The following is a 15,057-nucleotide window of genomic DNA, read 5'->3' on the forward strand; positions in this document are numbered from 1 at the left end:
AAGTCCCGGGACAATGCGGTCGCTCCATGGGGCTCCCGCGGGGTTTAAGCAATTTACCTACTTGGCGTAGCTGACCTTCTGCTCAGCTGTCGGCATTGTCAGAGCAACACCGTCACCCGTTGCCAGGGTGCTCGCGCCATCGTTGTCGACTGAGCAAACGATTACGGTGTTTTCTCCGTCCTTCGGATTAACCATAAGACGCAGGTGCGTCTCGCCAGAGCTGCGCTTGATGCTGCGAAGCCGTGTGCGGGTGCTGTCTCCGTAGTAGGACTCAATGTCAGCTTTGCACTGAGCAAGGTTTTCGCGATCTGCCTTGCCCGCAAACGCCGATACAGCACCTGCGGCAAGAATGATTCCGATGCTTGAAACAATAACTTTCTTCATGGGATGTCTCCTAGTGGTTGATGGGAGACACTATAGCCACTCCGAAAATGAAGCGTTATGACCGTAATTGACTAAGCTCGCTGCGATTTTGCAACACCATCTTCAAGGTCGCAGCAACTATCAAAGTAGGGACGTAGCTCCGACAGCTCCTCTGCCAGAATCTCACGAAGGATGCGCATACGGGCCGACAAGCGCAGGTCTTTGTGTGTCAAAACCCAAAGATCGAAATAGTGGTGCACCTCTTCTCCGGGGACTCTAACAACCTCTGGGTGATCTCTGAACATGGCACAGGGTGCGAACATCATACCCATCTTGGAGCGCACAGCCTCTACCTGCAAAATGAAAGCAGATACCGCGTGATGGACAGGCAAGTGACCGTTTTTACACAGCTTTTTCCAGGAATCGTCATAAGTAGTGCTGTGCAGACCAATCCAGGTGAGATGGCTAACATCCTCGGGATTATCAGGATTGAGAAGGTCTCGGTGGACGTAAGCCGACGCCGTCATACCCGAAATTTTGCGACCAATCAGACTGTCCGGGGGTGACGTTCCCGTGCGAAACACACGAATCGCAATATCCGCTTCACGACGACCCAAATCCAGAGCATCCGGACTACTGATAATCTCCAAATCGATCCCCGGATAGTCCTTTGCGAACTGAGCGAGACGTGGCATCAGGACATTAAAACCGCTCGCCGGCGGAAGCGTCAGACGAATCGTTCCCTCCAACTCCTGGTCTGTTCCAGTGACCTTGCGTTCCGCCGCCAGCATGAGTTCCTCGACATGCTCTGCGGTGGGCAGAAGGTTCTCCGCGGCCTGGGTCATGCGATAGCCTTCTGGCGTACGATCGAACAAACGCGAACCAAGATCGCGTTCGAAATCATCCAAACGTCGCGTCACCGTCGAGTTACTGACGCCAAGAAGCTGTGCAGCCCCCCGGGCGGAACGTTTCCGCGATAAGGCCAAAAGAATCTTTAGATCATCCCAATCCATAAGCGTCAGCGGTAGATTGCCGAGAATGCATCTATAAATGTACTGAGTTGGTCGCTCGGAAGCTCATTGATACCCGCCGCGGCTGCGCGGCCACCGCCGGTCTCAAACTGGCGGCATAAGGTATCCGCGTCGCGCTTGTCTTCGAGAGGGGCTCGAACGCTCACAAGATATCCGCCATGGGATTTTCTTGTCAGCACGGCATGCGCGCGCGCTGGTGTCGCGTTGGCTAGCGCGTTGCCATAAACACCGCTCACCCGACGCGCCCAGGAAGCATCGGGCAGCACAAAAAGCGCCGCAGATTTGCTTTCCCACTCGGGCAAGAGGTCCGCCGCACTACTCATATCACCTTCATAGCCTTGTTCAAGTCTTTCGAAACTTGATACGGCATCCTTCACAAACGACCGGGGCTCGGTGTAGCCAAGCATCAATTGATAAAGCTCCGCAGGATGAAAGTGCAAATCCTCGAGCACAGCACCATAGCCGTTGTAATTCACGTAGGTGCCCAGACGCTTGTACAAATCAACCGTGTCTGCATCAAGGTCAAGTGTTCTCGCAACGGCCATGGCGCTCTCGTCCAGATTATCGCCAAATGCGCCTACCACGGCCCAATGCGCAAAGGCGCCGCGCAAGTGGCCATTGACCAGAAGGCTGGTACAGACATCCGGTGAAGTATTGATCAAGGCCTCGAGATTGGGATGCTCGGGGATGTCACCGGCGAAGTGGTGGTCGCAATAAAACAAATGCGCACCGGCTTGTAGCAAGGCTTCAAGGGGCTGGCGGTTCTTGTCCAGAGACACGTCCAACACGGTGACACGACCAACGCCCTCGGGAGCGACCCGATCCAGGAGCTGGATATCGCGTTTTACGCCGGTTAGCAGCTCCGCATCCAGAGGCATTGCCTGACGCAGTTGCAGGAGTGCGCAGATGCCATCGGCATCGCCATTAAACACATCAAAGTTTTTCATGGGCTCAGTATGCATAGAGTTGTGAAGGGGGTCGAGGCAAGAGACTCGCCTTCGGTAAAAGACGATCTACAAAATAGACGCTCGGAACGTTGCAAGCTCGCGCTAGCTGGCGTCGCCCGCCGCGTCCGGAAACAGCTTTTTCACATTGGCAACTTCGATGTCTGCTGCAATGGCACGGCGCTTACCCGCACGCCCCTGCTTAACCCAAATATGATCGTGGCGAATCTCATGGTTCGCAAAACCACTGACGGACTCACGAAGAACCTGTGTAATGCCCTGACAATCCATACCGTCACAACGCAGCATTAGCTCCTTGATAGCCACACATACCTGCCCGTGGGAGAGGCATTCCTCTTCCGCACGCATGATCATAGGATGCCCGGTACCGCTGACAGATGACCCCAAAAGCAGCTCTTCATGGAGTTTTTCGCCCGGTCGTAAACCAATGAACTCGATGTCTACCGCATCAAGATCGTCACGCCCGGCGCCTACTTCATGTCCGCTCAAACGAATCATGCGTTTCGCTAAATCCACGATGCGCACGGGCTCGCCCATATCCAGCACAAAAACATCGCCCCCGGTACCCATGGCACTGGCTTGCAGCACCAGATGTGCAGCTTCCTGAATGCTCATAAAGTAACGAGACACTTCGGGATGCGTCACAGTGACGGGTCCGCCCGCTTCGATTTGCTCCCGAAACAGCGGCACGACCGAGCCTGAAGATCCCAGAACATTACCGAAACGAACCATACAAAACCGTGTAGAACTCTCTTCGCCCGCAAGACCCTGCAAAATCAACTCGGCAAAGCGCTTCGAGGCTCCCATAATATTCGTGGGTCGCACGGCTTTGTCCGTAGAAATAAGTACAAACGTCTCAACATTGGCCAGACGTGCTGCTTCTGCCGCATGCCAGGTACCAAAGACATTGTTTGCCACGCCCTCGGCAACGTTATGCTCCACCATAGGGACATGCTTGTAGGCCGCAGCGTGATACACGGTCTGTACGGCAAAAGTGCGATATATGGTCTCCATGCGCCGCTGGTCCCGAACGGACCCGAGCAAACACACTGTATCTACGTGTATCTGAAGTCTGGCGAGCATCTCTTTGAGCGTCCGCTCAATACGATAGAGCGCGTATTCGGAGTTATCCAGCAGCACTATTTGCTTGGGATTGGCTTCAAGAATCTGCCGACAGAGCTCAGCCCCAATAGACCCTCCGGCGCCGGTGACCATAACCACTTTGCCGGTAATACATCGATCAATAAGCTCAGGATGGGGTGGGACGGGATCACGGCCCAAAAGATCATCCAGATCGATATCCTGAATCTGGCTGACTACCGCTGCCCCGCCTACCAATTCGTTAATCTTGGGTACCGTGCGCACGTGCACGGGCAGTCCTACCAGCGAATTGATAATTTCGCGCCGCCGCTCGGCGGAGGCAGAGGGAATAGCCAAAAGAACCTGGGTAATAGCGTGCTGCTCAATCAAGCGCTCGAGATCTCGCGGCCAAACAACCTGTAGACCGTTGATGACGGCATGTTGCGCCCGAGGGTCATCATCCACAAACGCCACTACGCGATACTGATCCCCGTGGTGCAAAGCAGTCAGCAGTTGACGACCGGATTCTCCCGCACCATAAATCAGAACATTCTTGCTACTGGACCGCAGCCTGGCCTGATACCCGGCTCGGACAATCAGGCGTGACCCACCAATGGTGAACATCGCCATAGCCCAGTAAACGAAGGGCATGGAACGTGGCACGTCAGCCTGCGTGAAGAAGATTGCCGCACCGAGGGCCAATGTGGAGTAGCTCACCGCCTGGATGATCGTCCAAATGGCCTGCTGACCCATGAAGCGAATGATGGCCCGGTACAGTCCCATACGCAGGAACACCACCGCGCTGGCGAGCATCGTGAGCACAGCGCAAAACAACTCCACACTGCCCGGCGGCTGAGAAAACGATGCAAAGGGGTAACCAAAAGCGACGATGAGAGACAGTGCGACAAACGCCATGTCCACACCTAGGACCATGGCCTGCTTAACGTTTCTAGGCACTTCTACAATACGCAGAATCAGCTGGACGGGAATGTCCACCACTGCGCGCACTTTTGCCACCAGATTTTTGACCGGTTTATTCAATGCTATTCTCACTCCGCGCTGGTTATGCGCCTGTCGGCTTCTAATTTGAAACGCTGTATTTCGTGCCGACTTTGGAACCGAAGCTTACGTGAAACGACGCAATTTCGCTATGAGTAAGAGTTGCGGGAATAAGCCTAGGAGCATTAACGTCCATTGAGGCAGCGTGCTAAAAACGCCCACCAGGGCCAGCGGGATCAACCAGACACCGTGCAATATCACAAGCGCATAATCTACCCGGCGATGTGAACCCCAATGCCGCGCCAAACGCTGATAACAGTGACTACTATGCGCCTCTGTGAGCCGCTGACCTTTGTAGGCCCTGACAAGCAGGGTAATACCCGTATCTAACAAAAAGGGGCTCATCAACAGGAACCAAACTACCAGCGGCATGAATTCATCCCGCCAGGACCAGAGCCCCAGCCAGCCCAGCAGCAGACCAGCACTGAGACTACCCGCATCACCCATAAACAACTTTGCCGGAGGCCAGTTAAAGACCAGAAAGCCACCATATGCGCCTGCAGTGGTCGCGCACAGGATCAGAAACTCGTTACTGGCGCCAGTAATGAAGCCAAGTCCAAGCATAGCCCCGGCAACCATCACTACCTGCAAAGCTGCAAGGCCATCGATCCCATCCATAAAATTGTAAAGGTTTATGAGCCAGGCAAGCCCCAGCATGAGTGCAGGCAAAAGCCACAGCGACGTAAACGGCAGGTCGAGGTAGGCCGACATAGCTGCACTAGCGACTAAGAAAAACATCAGTAGACGAAGATAGACCGGTAAGGGATGCCGATCATCCCAGGCACCCAAAGCACAGAGCCCCAGCAGCAGCAGCAACATCAAGCGCTCGGCATTTCCATACAGTGCCCCGCCGGACAGCTGTGCAACACACAAAGTCATCGCAATAGCGATGACCACAGCCAGTCCGCCAGAACTGGGAGTTATCACAGCGTGTGCGCTGCGATGATTGGGCGCATCGAGAAAGCGTAATTGCCGCGCCAACGGGAGGTATATCGCTGTGCAGATAAGGCTCAGCGCCAACGCCAAAAGTCCGAAGCTAAGCTGCATCGCCAACGACACTCAAGGTTGCTTCAAAATTCAGGGAGGGCCGAAAACCTATGCTATCTAACCCCGAACTGAGGTAACGCTCATCGGCGGCCATACGTGCCCAGGTGGCTCCCAACTCGTCGTTACGCATCATGTCCCACAGACTACAAAAGCTTCGCCAAACAACCACAGGAGGTGATGGCAACCAGGGTCGTCGGCCCATGGCTTTGCAAAAAGCAGCATGCAATCGCACTGTGCTGTAGCTTTCATTGTCCGTGACAGTGATAACTGACGGTGCGTGTACCGGTTGGGCGACCAGCATGGTCAGAAGGCGTACAAGATCATCCAACGCAATCATGCTGCGCCCACCACCTGCGGGTGGTGTAGGCAGATGCCAGGCTGCCCAGCGGCGCAACCAACGTAGATGCCCCAAGGCATGCTCGCTGTACACCAAAGCAGGACGCACAATAAAAAGCTCAAGACTGGAATTGCGGCAAATCTCCTGTAAACCCTGCTCTGCAAGCGCCTTGGACTGCGCATAGGGGTTACGCGATTCAGAGACTGGGATTAATGCGCCATGTTCATCGTATTGCGCCGCTTGCGCTTTCACGCTGCTGACAAACACGAAGCGTTTCACTCCCGCCGCAAGCGCCTGCTCAGCCAGAGCCAAGGGCGCATCCACGTTTACGTTTTGATAGGCCGCAACATCGGCGCGCTGATGAGCAATGCCCGCCAGATGAAAGACAAGGTCTATACCTTCAAGATTCAGATCCACCTGACCGGCAGCGAAATCACATTCGAGCAAATCTAGCTGTGCATCCGAAAGTGCTGAAACAGCGCCTCGACAATACTGGGCACTCAGCCGATGTCCCTGCTCGGCAAGGACCGGCAATAGTGCACGCCCAATATATCCACTTGCTCCTGTTACCAGGCAATGCACGCCTTAAGCTCTCCAACGAATCGTAGCGCCAGAATGGTGCGCGTATGGCGCCAAGAAATAAAGGGGGCAGTGCCCCCAAAACGCGGTAATAGCTGCTATTTTGTGCTCAGCAAGCTGCGATTTCGCTCGACAGTCGACGCACCAATACCAGCGACCTCAGACAACTCATCTACCGACTCAAAGGGGCCGAACTGTTCTCTGTACCGCACAATGGCCTGTGCCTTGCTGCCACCAATGCCGTTAAGCTTGCTGGCTAAGTCCCCAGCGGAAGCAGTATTAATATTTACCGTTGCCGCGACTGCCTTGTTGCCAACGACCGCGGACTCGCGCATCTCTTCGGCTACAGTTTGGGCCAGCACCGGTGAGCTTTGTATCGACAAATGCGCACCAACCGCAAACAAGGTCATCCATAAATACCGGCGCATGACTGCACCTTGCGTCGGTGACCGTACCGGGGATTTTTTGCAGGATTGTTGCGAAGTTTGTGCGAAGGGTTGATTGTGCAGGTAGAGTAAAACTGAACGAATAGTTTTGGTGTATTTCACGGTGAGACCTCCTTGTCATCGCGTGATCAGCTTGATTGGTGGCACCCTGATAAGGGCAGCTAGCTACCTATCTTGAAGCCACACTTGAGCCGGAAAACCGTCTGTATTCCGGCCACCCAAAGAGACTAACACCGCTACCGCTGGGCACGCTCTTTCTGGTCACATCGGGCCGAACGCCTTCAAAGCGATAGCTGCAGCGACTCATTAATGGCATGCAACGCGGCCGCCGGATCCTCGGCTCGAGTAATGGGTCTACCCACCACCAGGTAGCTGGAGCCGGCAGCCATGGCCTCTGCCGGCGTGAGCACACGACGCTGGTCATCCTGCGCTGCGCCTGCCGGGCGAATACCGGGCGTCACCAGCGCAAAATCCGAGCCTAACTGCTCGTTCAAGATACTGGCTTCCTGCGCAGAACACACAACACCCCCAAGCCCGCAATCCTTGGCAAGTGCCGCCAGTCGCAGCACCTGTTCAGGCAAAGCATTCCCAAAGCCAAGCTCCCTGAAATCCTGTGTATCCATACTCGTCAGCACGGTTACTCCAATCAGTAGTGGTGGCGCGGACACACCAGACAACGCCTCTACAGAAGCCTCGAGCATGCGACGTCCTCCGCTGACGTGAATGTTCGCCATCCAGACACCAAGGGAAGCAGCACTGCGTAGCGCGCCAGCTACGGTGTTGGGAATATCATGGAACTTGAGGTCGAGAAATACTTCAAAGCCCATAGACTGCAAGCGTTCAACCAACACGGGCCCCGCGGCCGTAAACAACTCTTTACCCACTTTGAGCCGGCAGGCCCCAGGATCCAAAGATGCTGCAAGCTCCAGAGCCGGCGTCATCTGTGGGTAATCCAGGGCCACGATGACCGGCGAAGAGGTACTCATAGCATTACTCCGTTTCTGCTGTGCGAATGGTCCGAAAAGTCCCCCAATACTTGCAGCCCGGGCAAAACCACAGCAAGTGCCGCGCAGAGAAGCCGCAGTGATCGCAGCGATAGGCAGGACGGACTTCGATGAGTCGATGAAGCAAGATACTCAACATAGACAGCGAGTCTCCCGGGACCCCCTGCTTTTCTTCTTGCTGTATCCGGATCAATCTGAGCAGACCCCGTAACGAGGGGCCTTGCGCCAAACGTTCAGCCAAAAATTTGTGTGCCGCCGCGTTACCCTCGTCGCGATGAATGTCATCAGCCACGGCAATCATAAGAGGCGTCGAGGGATGCTCATCAAGGCAGCGTCTGAGGTAGGTCGATAATGCCTGTTCCTCGCCAAGTGCTGCATAACACTCCCGCAGTGCCGGTATAGCCTCGGGCAGAAATTCCGCGTGCTCCTCAACCACTCTGGTTAAGGCATCTATGGCAAGTCTGTGGTTGCCCGCCGCCCCCTCAAAGCGTCCTAATTCCAGCGACGCACGGGCACAAGCCGGGTCACTTTGCAAAGCGTTCTGCAAGAGCCGTCTAGCCTCCTCGAGCTTACCTTCCTGTGCCTGTTCAACGGCAAACTCGCAGTAAAAATGTGCCAGCTGTATGGCCATGGGCTGACCTGAAAGTTGCGAGCTCGGGGGCTCACCACGTAAGAGGCTACGCTTGGGAAGCAGGGCCTGGGCTTCGTCAATCGCTCGCTGCCACTCGCTTTCGGAGCGGTAGATTTCTACAAGATACTGGCGACTGACATCGCGCTGTTCGTCTGACTCTGCTACCAAATCGAGCAGGAGCGTCTCGGCGCGATCCAACAAACCCGCGGAAATGTAATCTCTGGCCAGCTCAAGGTGAGCGATGTGCATTTGTGAGCGCGGAAGATTGGGGCGCGCAAGCAGGTTCTGATGAATTCTAATAGCGCGATCAACTTCACCGCGCCTACGAAGCACATTACCCAGTGCGATATGTGTCTCCAGTGTTTCACTGTTGACCTCCAAAGCACTAATGAATTGATCGACTGCACCATCCGGACGACCATCAAGAAGGTAATTCAACCCGCGATAGTATTGGCTGGGGGGGCCGGAGGCGCTATCCGAGACGCCGCTTAGACTTCTGCGACCCAGCCACCAGCCGCAGGCAACTGCGGCAAACAATAACAAGAAAACCAGCGCTTCATTCACGCGTAGCCAGGCCCTTAACTCGCAATTTATCCATCTCTGCCTGGCTATTGGCTAACTGACGACGAGCCGACATAAGTCGGGCTCGCAGGCGGAGCACCGCAATGGACGAGAGTAAAAGACCAAGCACGCCTCCCAGTGCCAGTGCACCAAGTACCCATAGCGCCAGGCTGTGCGGAGGAAGAATCATAATCAATACGTCCAAGGGCACAGGTTCAGCGTTCTGTAGCGCAAACAACACGCCCACAGCAGCCATGGCCACCGCCAGAATCAGAGCAAACAACTTACGAATAAAGCCCATCAAAACCGCACTCAGAGACCAGCCTGAAGACCAAGGTTTACGCGATCTCTCAATTCTTTACCGGGCTTGAAGTGAGGGACGTACTTTCCGGTGAGCTCCACGGCATCACCGGTTTTTGGGTTACGTCCGCGGCGAGGCTCTCGATAGTGCAAAGAGAAACTGCCAAAGCCCCGTATTTCGATGCGTCCACCACTGCTCAGTGAGTGCGACATCTGCTCAATCACTGTTTTCACGGCCAACTCTACGTCTTTTGTAGATAGCTGGCTCTGCTTCAAGGCTATAGCTTCTATTAGTTCACTTTTCGTCATTTTGGGTCAGTCCCAACCTTTAGCGGGTCCGCTTGCGTGGCGGATATAGAGCGCTCCCGAGAGTGGAGCACAATCGCTCACAGCTCACTACGCCTTTTGACGTTATTGTGGACGCTTCCCTGAAATCACGCAACGTCTTATTTTTTATGGAAAATTTACATTTCCCGAGCTGCTCGTTTGCAATTGCGACGATTGAAAGCGGCTAGACAGACAGCAGTCCTCTGAGCTGCTCGCGCATCTCCAGAAAAGCTTCAGCACTGTTAGACGCGCTCGACGGACGCTCACAGGACTGCCGCCCGCCTCGCCTCATCAGTGCCACATGCCTGACGACACATGGCGGTTCGGCGCCGTTTTGCTCGAGCGTCCGTCGAGCGCGTTGTTTAAAACTGTGGTGCCGATGGAGATGCGCGAGCAGCTCGAGTGAAGCGGGGTCGAATCGCCCAGAACGTCCGAAAAATCTGTGACAGGCAACAAAAAAGGGGCCCTAAGGCCCCTTTGAGTCAAACAACGCTGTGATCAGCGTTGATCGATTTTAGCTGTCACTGACCGCCCATCTGGGCCTTGATCAGATCACCAATAGTTCCCGGTGAAGATGCTTCAGCCTCGTCCTTCAAGGATTTAACGGCCTCTTTCTCGTCGTCAAAGTCCTTCGCCTTGATCGACAGCGCCAAGCCACGATTCTTACGATCAGCAGAGATAATCTTGGCTTCGACAGTATCGCCAACCTTGAACTCGCTGCGTGCATCTTCTACGCGCTCACGGCTGATATCGGCTGCCTTGAGGATTCCCTCAACTTCTTCGGCCAACTTCACAGTGACGAACTTGGGATCAACTTCGATCACTTCGCCCGTTACGATGCTGCCGCGATCGTTCACCGCAATGTAGTTGCTGAAAGGATCATCTTCGAGTTGCTTGACGCCCAATGAGATGCGCTCGCGCTCTGGATCAACCGAGAGAATAACTGTCTCGATTTCATCGCCTTTCTTGTAGTTACGAACGGCTTCTTCACCCGTTTCGTTCCAGCTGATGTCCGACAGGTGAACCAGTCCGTCGATATTGCCCTCGAGACCAATAAAGATACCGAAATCGGTGATGGACTTAATGACACCAGAGATTCGGTCGCCCTTGGTTGCGCCTGAAGCAAACGCATCCCATGGGTTCTGCTGGCACTGTTTGATACCCAGTGAGATACGACGACGCTCTTCGTCGATATCCAGAACCATGACCTCAACTTCATCACCAAGTTGAACAATCTTGGACGGGTGTACGTTCTTGTTAGTCCAATCCATCTCGGATACGTGAACCAGGCCTTCGACACCCTCTTCGATCTCGGCAAAACAACCGTAATCCGTAAGATTTGTGACTTTCGCCATTACGCGGCTACCTTCTGGGTAGCGACCAGTGATCTCAACCCAGGGATCTTCACCCAGTTGCTTAAGACCCAGAGACACGCGGTTACGCTCGCGATCGAACTTAAGGACTTTAACATCCAGTTCCTGACCGACTTCTACGATCTCAGACGGATGCTTGATACGCTTCCATGCCATATCAGTGATGTGCAGCAGACCATCAACGCCACCCAGATCAACAAAGGCGCCGTAGTCAGTGAGGTTCTTGACCACACCCTTAATAGACTGACCTTCCTGGAGACCGGCAAGCAGAGCATCGCGCTCAACGCTGTTAGCCGCTTCCATGACCGCGCGGCGAGAAACGACAACGTTGTTGCGCTTCTGATCAAGCTTGATGACTTTGAAGTCCAGCTCTTTGCCTTCAAGATGTGCGGTGTCACGTACGGGGCGCACATCCACAAGCGAGCCGGGAAGGAACGCACGGATAGTATTAACATCAACAGTAAAGCCACCTTTGACCTTGCCATTGATAACACCCTTAACCACTTCTTCAGCGGCAAAGGCTGCTTCGAGATCTTTCCAGGACTCTGCACGCTTGGCTTTTTCACGGGACAGTTTGGTCTCACCAAATCCGTCTTCAACCGTTTCGAGCGCAACCTGCACTTCGTCACCAATGCTCAGGTTACATTCACCTGCCGCATCAATGAACTGTTCCCGGGGAATCACACCCTCGGACTTGAGTCCCGCGTGCACGGTGACCCACTCGTTGTCGATATCGATTACTACACCGGTGACAATGGCGCCGGGCTGCATATCGACGGTCTTAAGGCTTTCTTCAAAAAGATCAGCGAAGGATTCGCTCATTACGTAGCTACCTGTATGTTGGGTTGGCGCTAAGCGCCCGCCGCTCCTCCAGCAGGAACGACTCCTGTTTCAATAAAGCCTTGATGAAACGGTGCTGGATCTAGTTTCACCAAAAGCAAACAATTCAAGAGATTTAGGTCGGCATAAGCCCGGAAATCTCGCAACAGTAAATTAGCTAATCAGCTGTCTGTTACGTGCTTCCCGGAGCACGGTGTCGAGCACCGCACTTGCCGAAATACCAGTGCTATCAATGACTAAGGCATCGTCAGCGGGTACCAGCGGGGACTCCACCCGATTCCTATCGCGTGAGTCCCGCTCCTCGATGGTCTCGAGAAGGCGCGCGAGGGTAACACTTTCGCCTTTTTCCATCAACTGAAGATAGCGCCGTTCTGCACGGGCTTCGGCACTCGCTGTGAGGAAGATTTTCAGGGGCGCCGCAGGGAAAACTACCGTGCCCATATCCCGGCCATCGGCCACCAGACCGGGAGCTATGGCCATCTGGCGCTGGCGCTCCAGCAGAGCGGCACGCACTTCTCCCATGGCCGCCACTTTCGACGCCGCCGCGCCGCATGATTCAGTACGAATTGCCGCACTTATATCCTCGCCATCCAGCAGAACCTGCGTTAAACCTTCCGCAGCGGGGATAAAGCTCAACTTGAGACTCCGGGCTATCCTCGCAACAGCCAATTCATCGCTGATCTCGGTAGCACTGCGCAGGGCCGCTAGCGCCGTCACGCGATATAAGGCACCACTATCAAGCATATGCCAGCCCAACTCACGGGCAAGACTATAAGAGAGAGTCCCCTTCCCTGCTCCGCCGGGGCCATCGACAGTAATGACCGGAACAGTCACTCGCCAGCATCTCGAGAAGCGATCTGTAGCCCAAGGCCACGCGTCAGGGAATCAAAGCCCGGGAAAGATGTCGCTACGTGGTCACAATCAAGAATTCTGATTTGCGCCTCGGCCCGCAAGGCCGCCACCGCAAAAGACATCGCAATGCGATGGTCATGAAAGGTTCTGATCGTGCCCCCGGACAGAGTGCCACCGTCGATGATAATTCCGTCGTCGAGAACCTCGTTGCGTATGCCAAGCGTTGTTAAGCCCTCGGCCATGCTCGCTATACGATCACTTTCTTTAACCCGCAACTCCTCTGCGCCGCGCAAGACCGTCCGGCCCTCAGCGCAGGCCGCCGCTATAAAGAGTACGGGGAATTCGTCTATGGCAAGCGGCACCAGATCCCGGGGAATATCAATACCCTTAAGCACAGCAGAGCGCACCAGAATATCTGCTACCGGTTCTCCGCCAACCTCACGTTCATTGCTGACGGTAATATCCGCCCCCATGAGGCGCAAAATACTGATCACACCCGTGCGTGTGGGATTGACTCCCACATGGGTCAACAGCAGTTCAGAGCCCGGCGCGATACTTGCCGCCACCAGCAGAAAAGCAGCCGATGAAATATCAGCGGGAACATCAATCTCACAGCCGCGCAGTTCGCCCCCACCATGGAGTTTTACAGAACCATCTTGCGATTCCAGATCATAGCCAAAGCCCCGCAGCATTCTTTCCGTATGATCTCGAGTCGGCGCTGGTTCGGTCACGGAAGTCTCGCCATCGGCAAACAGACCTGCGAGAAGGACACAGGATTTAACCTGCGCACTGGCCATGGGCAAATCATAGTGAATGCCATGCAATTTTGACCCTCCGGCGATCCGCAAAGGCGGTCTGCCACCATCGCCGGCTTCAATCACAGCACCCATGCGCGTAAGCGGGGTGATCACCCGCTGCATCGGCCGCCCCATTAATGAAGTATCTCCCACAAGCTCGCTAGCAAAGCTTTGCCCAGCGAGTATCCCGGCAAGCAATCGCATGCTGGTACCGGAGTTACCCATATCCAGGCTCGAAGGTGCTGCCCGAAGTCCCTCAAGGCCCACGCCCCGAATGCGCAGAGCACCCTTCCTGGGGCCATCAATCTCCACGCCCAGTGCTCGAAACGCAGCTACCGTGGCAAGCGCATCTTCGCCCTGCAAAAACCCGGTAACCGAGGTTTCCCCAGTGGCTAAAGCACCCAGCATTACCGAGCGATGCGAAATCGATTTGTCGCCAGGGACCCGTGCCTCGCCGTGAATACTGCCTCCGGGGGCTACCAAAAATTCCACGCTGTCATATCTCCTTTAAACCGGATAAGGCTCTCTGCCGGTGCTGGTCACTATATCCTGCTCAAGTTACTCATGAGCTGCCGCTATCACGCAGCGCCAAATCCCTGGCGAACTCATCCCTCACGGTCTTCGCTGAGCGAAAGGTGCTCTCCAAGGCTGCGCCATCACGAGCTGCAATAGAGCTGCGCAACGCCTCCAGGCGGGTACAAAAATCGTCCATGGCGGCAAGCAAGGCATCTCTGTTTGCCAACGCGATATCTCGCCACATCACCGGATCGCTGGACGCGATTCGCGTGAAATCTCGAAAACCTCCCGCCGCAAACCGAAAAATGTCCTCGCGAATCGGTGACTGTGCGAGCGCGTCCACCAGGGCATAGGCAAGCACATGCGGTAAGTGACTGGTCGCGGCAAGCAGCTGATCGTGTTCAAGCACATCCATACACTGCACGGTGGCCCCCGCAGCAGCCCAAAGCTTTTGCACAAGGCCAAGAGCTAAAGGGTCCGTGTTGCTGTCAGGCGTAAGAATGACGCGGTGGCGTTCAAATAAAGCGGCATCAGCAGCTGCCACACCCGAGCGCTCAGACCCCGCTATGGGGTGTCCTGGAACGTAGATTGCAGCCGACTTGGGCGCTGCATCGACCACAGCCCGATATAGTTCGCCCTTAACACTGGCGACATCGGTTACGCAAATTGCGCTGCCGGAGTCGTTTAGCATATCCAAAATCAAAGGTTCACAGGCCTGCGTTGGGCAGGCCAGAACGGCAATCTCTACCGACTGCATCAAGGCCGAAACACTATGCGCCGCGGCATCGATCACACCCAAGTGCGCCGCTCGCTCTAGCACCGAAGGGTCACTATCCCAGGCGATTACCGAAGATGCGAAACCCGCTTTTTTAAGCGCGAGAGCAAGGGAGCCGCCAATCAAGCCAAGTCCAACAAAACCTATTGCATAGCGCCGGGGGTCACTCACCAT

At 55.0% G+C, this 15,057-nt stretch carries 15 protein-coding genes; all 15 read right to left on the reverse strand.

The genetic code is table 11. The annotated features are described in order from the left end of the window. Nucleotides 1–57: 57 nt before the first annotated feature. The 15 genes from R0135_RS06760 to R0135_RS06830 all read right to left on the reverse strand — a co-directional run bounded on the left by R0135_RS06760 (nt 58) and on the right by R0135_RS06830 (nt 15,057). Nucleotides 58–384, reverse strand: a complete 327-nt coding sequence (locus R0135_RS06760; RefSeq protein WP_407349492.1) for a hypothetical protein — start codon at nt 382–384, stop codon at nt 58–60. A gap of 71 nt (nt 385–455) precedes the next feature. Beyond that, complete coding sequence (locus R0135_RS06765) at nt 456–1,376, reverse strand: LysR family transcriptional regulator (RefSeq protein ID WP_407349493.1); 921 nt, start codon at nt 1,374–1,376, stop codon at nt 456–458. Nucleotides 1,377–1,381: 5 nt separating this feature from the next. Next, the gene (locus R0135_RS06770) at nt 1,382–2,341 is read right to left on the reverse strand and encodes a DHH family phosphoesterase (protein ID WP_407349494.1); all 960 of its coding nucleotides are present in this window, start codon (nt 2,339–2,341) and stop codon (nt 1,382–1,384) included. Between the two features lie 102 nt (nt 2,342–2,443). Next, nucleotides 2,444–4,480, reverse strand: coding sequence for a polysaccharide biosynthesis protein (locus tag R0135_RS06775; RefSeq protein WP_407349495.1), 2,037 nt, complete (start codon nt 4,478–4,480; stop codon nt 2,444–2,446). Between the two features lie 84 nt (nt 4,481–4,564). Further along, on the reverse strand, nt 4,565–5,545 hold the full coding sequence (locus R0135_RS06780; protein WP_407349496.1) for an MraY family glycosyltransferase: 981 nt from the start codon (nt 5,543–5,545) through the stop codon (nt 4,565–4,567). Beyond that, nucleotides 5,535–6,416, reverse strand: a complete 882-nt coding sequence (locus R0135_RS06785; protein ID WP_407349497.1) for an NAD-dependent epimerase/dehydratase family protein — start codon at nt 6,414–6,416, stop codon at nt 5,535–5,537. The genes R0135_RS06780 and R0135_RS06785 overlap by 11 nt, the downstream gene beginning before the upstream one ends. Before the next feature lie 143 nt (nt 6,417–6,559). Then, on the reverse strand, nt 6,560–6,889 hold the full coding sequence (locus R0135_RS06790; RefSeq protein ID WP_407349498.1) for a ComEA family DNA-binding protein: 330 nt from the start codon (nt 6,887–6,889) through the stop codon (nt 6,560–6,562). Between the two features lie 299 nt (nt 6,890–7,188). Then, a complete protein-coding gene (pyrF, locus tag R0135_RS06795; protein ID WP_407349499.1) occupies nt 7,189–7,893 on the reverse strand; it encodes an orotidine-5'-phosphate decarboxylase in 705 nt (234 codons plus the stop codon). 4 nt (nt 7,894–7,897) lie between these two features. Further along, complete coding sequence (gene lapB / locus R0135_RS06800; RefSeq protein ID WP_407349500.1) at nt 7,898–9,106, reverse strand: lipopolysaccharide assembly protein LapB; 1,209 nt, start codon at nt 9,104–9,106, stop codon at nt 7,898–7,900. Continuing rightward, the gene (locus R0135_RS06805) at nt 9,099–9,404 is read right to left on the reverse strand and encodes a lipopolysaccharide assembly protein LapA domain-containing protein (RefSeq protein WP_407349501.1); all 306 of its coding nucleotides are present in this window, start codon (nt 9,402–9,404) and stop codon (nt 9,099–9,101) included. Before R0135_RS06805 ends, lapB begins: the two co-directional genes overlap by 8 nt. Before the next feature lie 11 nt (nt 9,405–9,415). Continuing rightward, the gene (ihfB, locus tag R0135_RS06810) at nt 9,416–9,712 is read right to left on the reverse strand and encodes an integration host factor subunit beta (protein ID WP_271561541.1); all 297 of its coding nucleotides are present in this window, start codon (nt 9,710–9,712) and stop codon (nt 9,416–9,418) included. A gap of 539 nt (nt 9,713–10,251) precedes the next feature. Continuing rightward, nucleotides 10,252–11,925 (reverse strand): 30S ribosomal protein S1, encoded by a 1,674-nt coding sequence (gene rpsA / locus R0135_RS06815; protein WP_407349502.1) that lies wholly within the window; start codon nt 11,923–11,925, stop codon nt 10,252–10,254. A 171-nt stretch (nt 11,926–12,096) separates the two neighbouring features. Further along, a complete protein-coding gene (cmk, locus tag R0135_RS06820; RefSeq protein WP_407349503.1) occupies nt 12,097–12,777 on the reverse strand; it encodes a (d)CMP kinase in 681 nt (226 codons plus the stop codon). Then, nucleotides 12,774–14,084 (reverse strand): 3-phosphoshikimate 1-carboxyvinyltransferase, encoded by a 1,311-nt coding sequence (aroA, locus tag R0135_RS06825; protein WP_407349504.1) that lies wholly within the window; start codon nt 14,082–14,084, stop codon nt 12,774–12,776. Before aroA ends, cmk begins: the two co-directional genes overlap by 4 nt. Nucleotides 14,085–14,154: 70 nt before the next feature. Next, nucleotides 14,155–15,057, reverse strand: coding sequence for a prephenate dehydrogenase (locus R0135_RS06830; protein ID WP_407349505.1), 903 nt, complete (start codon nt 15,055–15,057; stop codon nt 14,155–14,157).

Source organism: Congregibacter variabilis, from assembly GCF_045689235.1.
Lineage (GTDB): Bacteria > Pseudomonadota > Gammaproteobacteria > Pseudomonadales > Halieaceae > Congregibacter > Congregibacter variabilis.

Coding starts and splice junctions, on each gene's coding strand:
- R0135_RS06760 (WP_407349492.1), bottom strand. CDS start 384: ATGAAGAAAGTTATTGTTTCAAGCATCGGAATCATTCTTGCCGCAGGT.
- R0135_RS06765 (WP_407349493.1), bottom strand. CDS start 1,376: ATGGATTGGGATGATCTAAAGATTCTTTTGGCCTTATCGCGGAAACGT.
- R0135_RS06770 (WP_407349494.1), bottom strand. CDS start 2,341: ATGAAAAACTTTGATGTGTTTAATGGCGATGCCGATGGCATCTGCGCA.
- R0135_RS06780 (WP_407349496.1), bottom strand. CDS start 5,545: ATGCAGCTTAGCTTCGGACTTTTGGCGTTGGCGCTGAGCCTTATCTGC.
- R0135_RS06790 (WP_407349498.1), bottom strand. CDS start 6,889: ATGCGCCGGTATTTATGGATGACCTTGTTTGCGGTTGGTGCGCATTTG.
- pyrF (WP_407349499.1), bottom strand. CDS start 7,893: ATGAGTACCTCTTCGCCGGTCATCGTGGCCCTGGATTACCCACAGATG.
- R0135_RS06805 (WP_407349501.1), bottom strand. CDS start 9,404: ATGGGCTTTATTCGTAAGTTGTTTGCTCTGATTCTGGCGGTGGCCATG.
- ihfB (WP_271561541.1), bottom strand. CDS start 9,712: ATGACGAAAAGTGAACTAATAGAAGCTATAGCCTTGAAGCAGAGCCAG.
- rpsA (WP_407349502.1), bottom strand. CDS start 11,925: ATGAGCGAATCCTTCGCTGATCTTTTTGAAGAAAGCCTTAAGACCGTC.
- R0135_RS06830 (WP_407349505.1), bottom strand. CDS start 15,057: ATGGTGAGTGACCCCCGGCGCTATGCAATAGGTTTTGTTGGACTTGGC.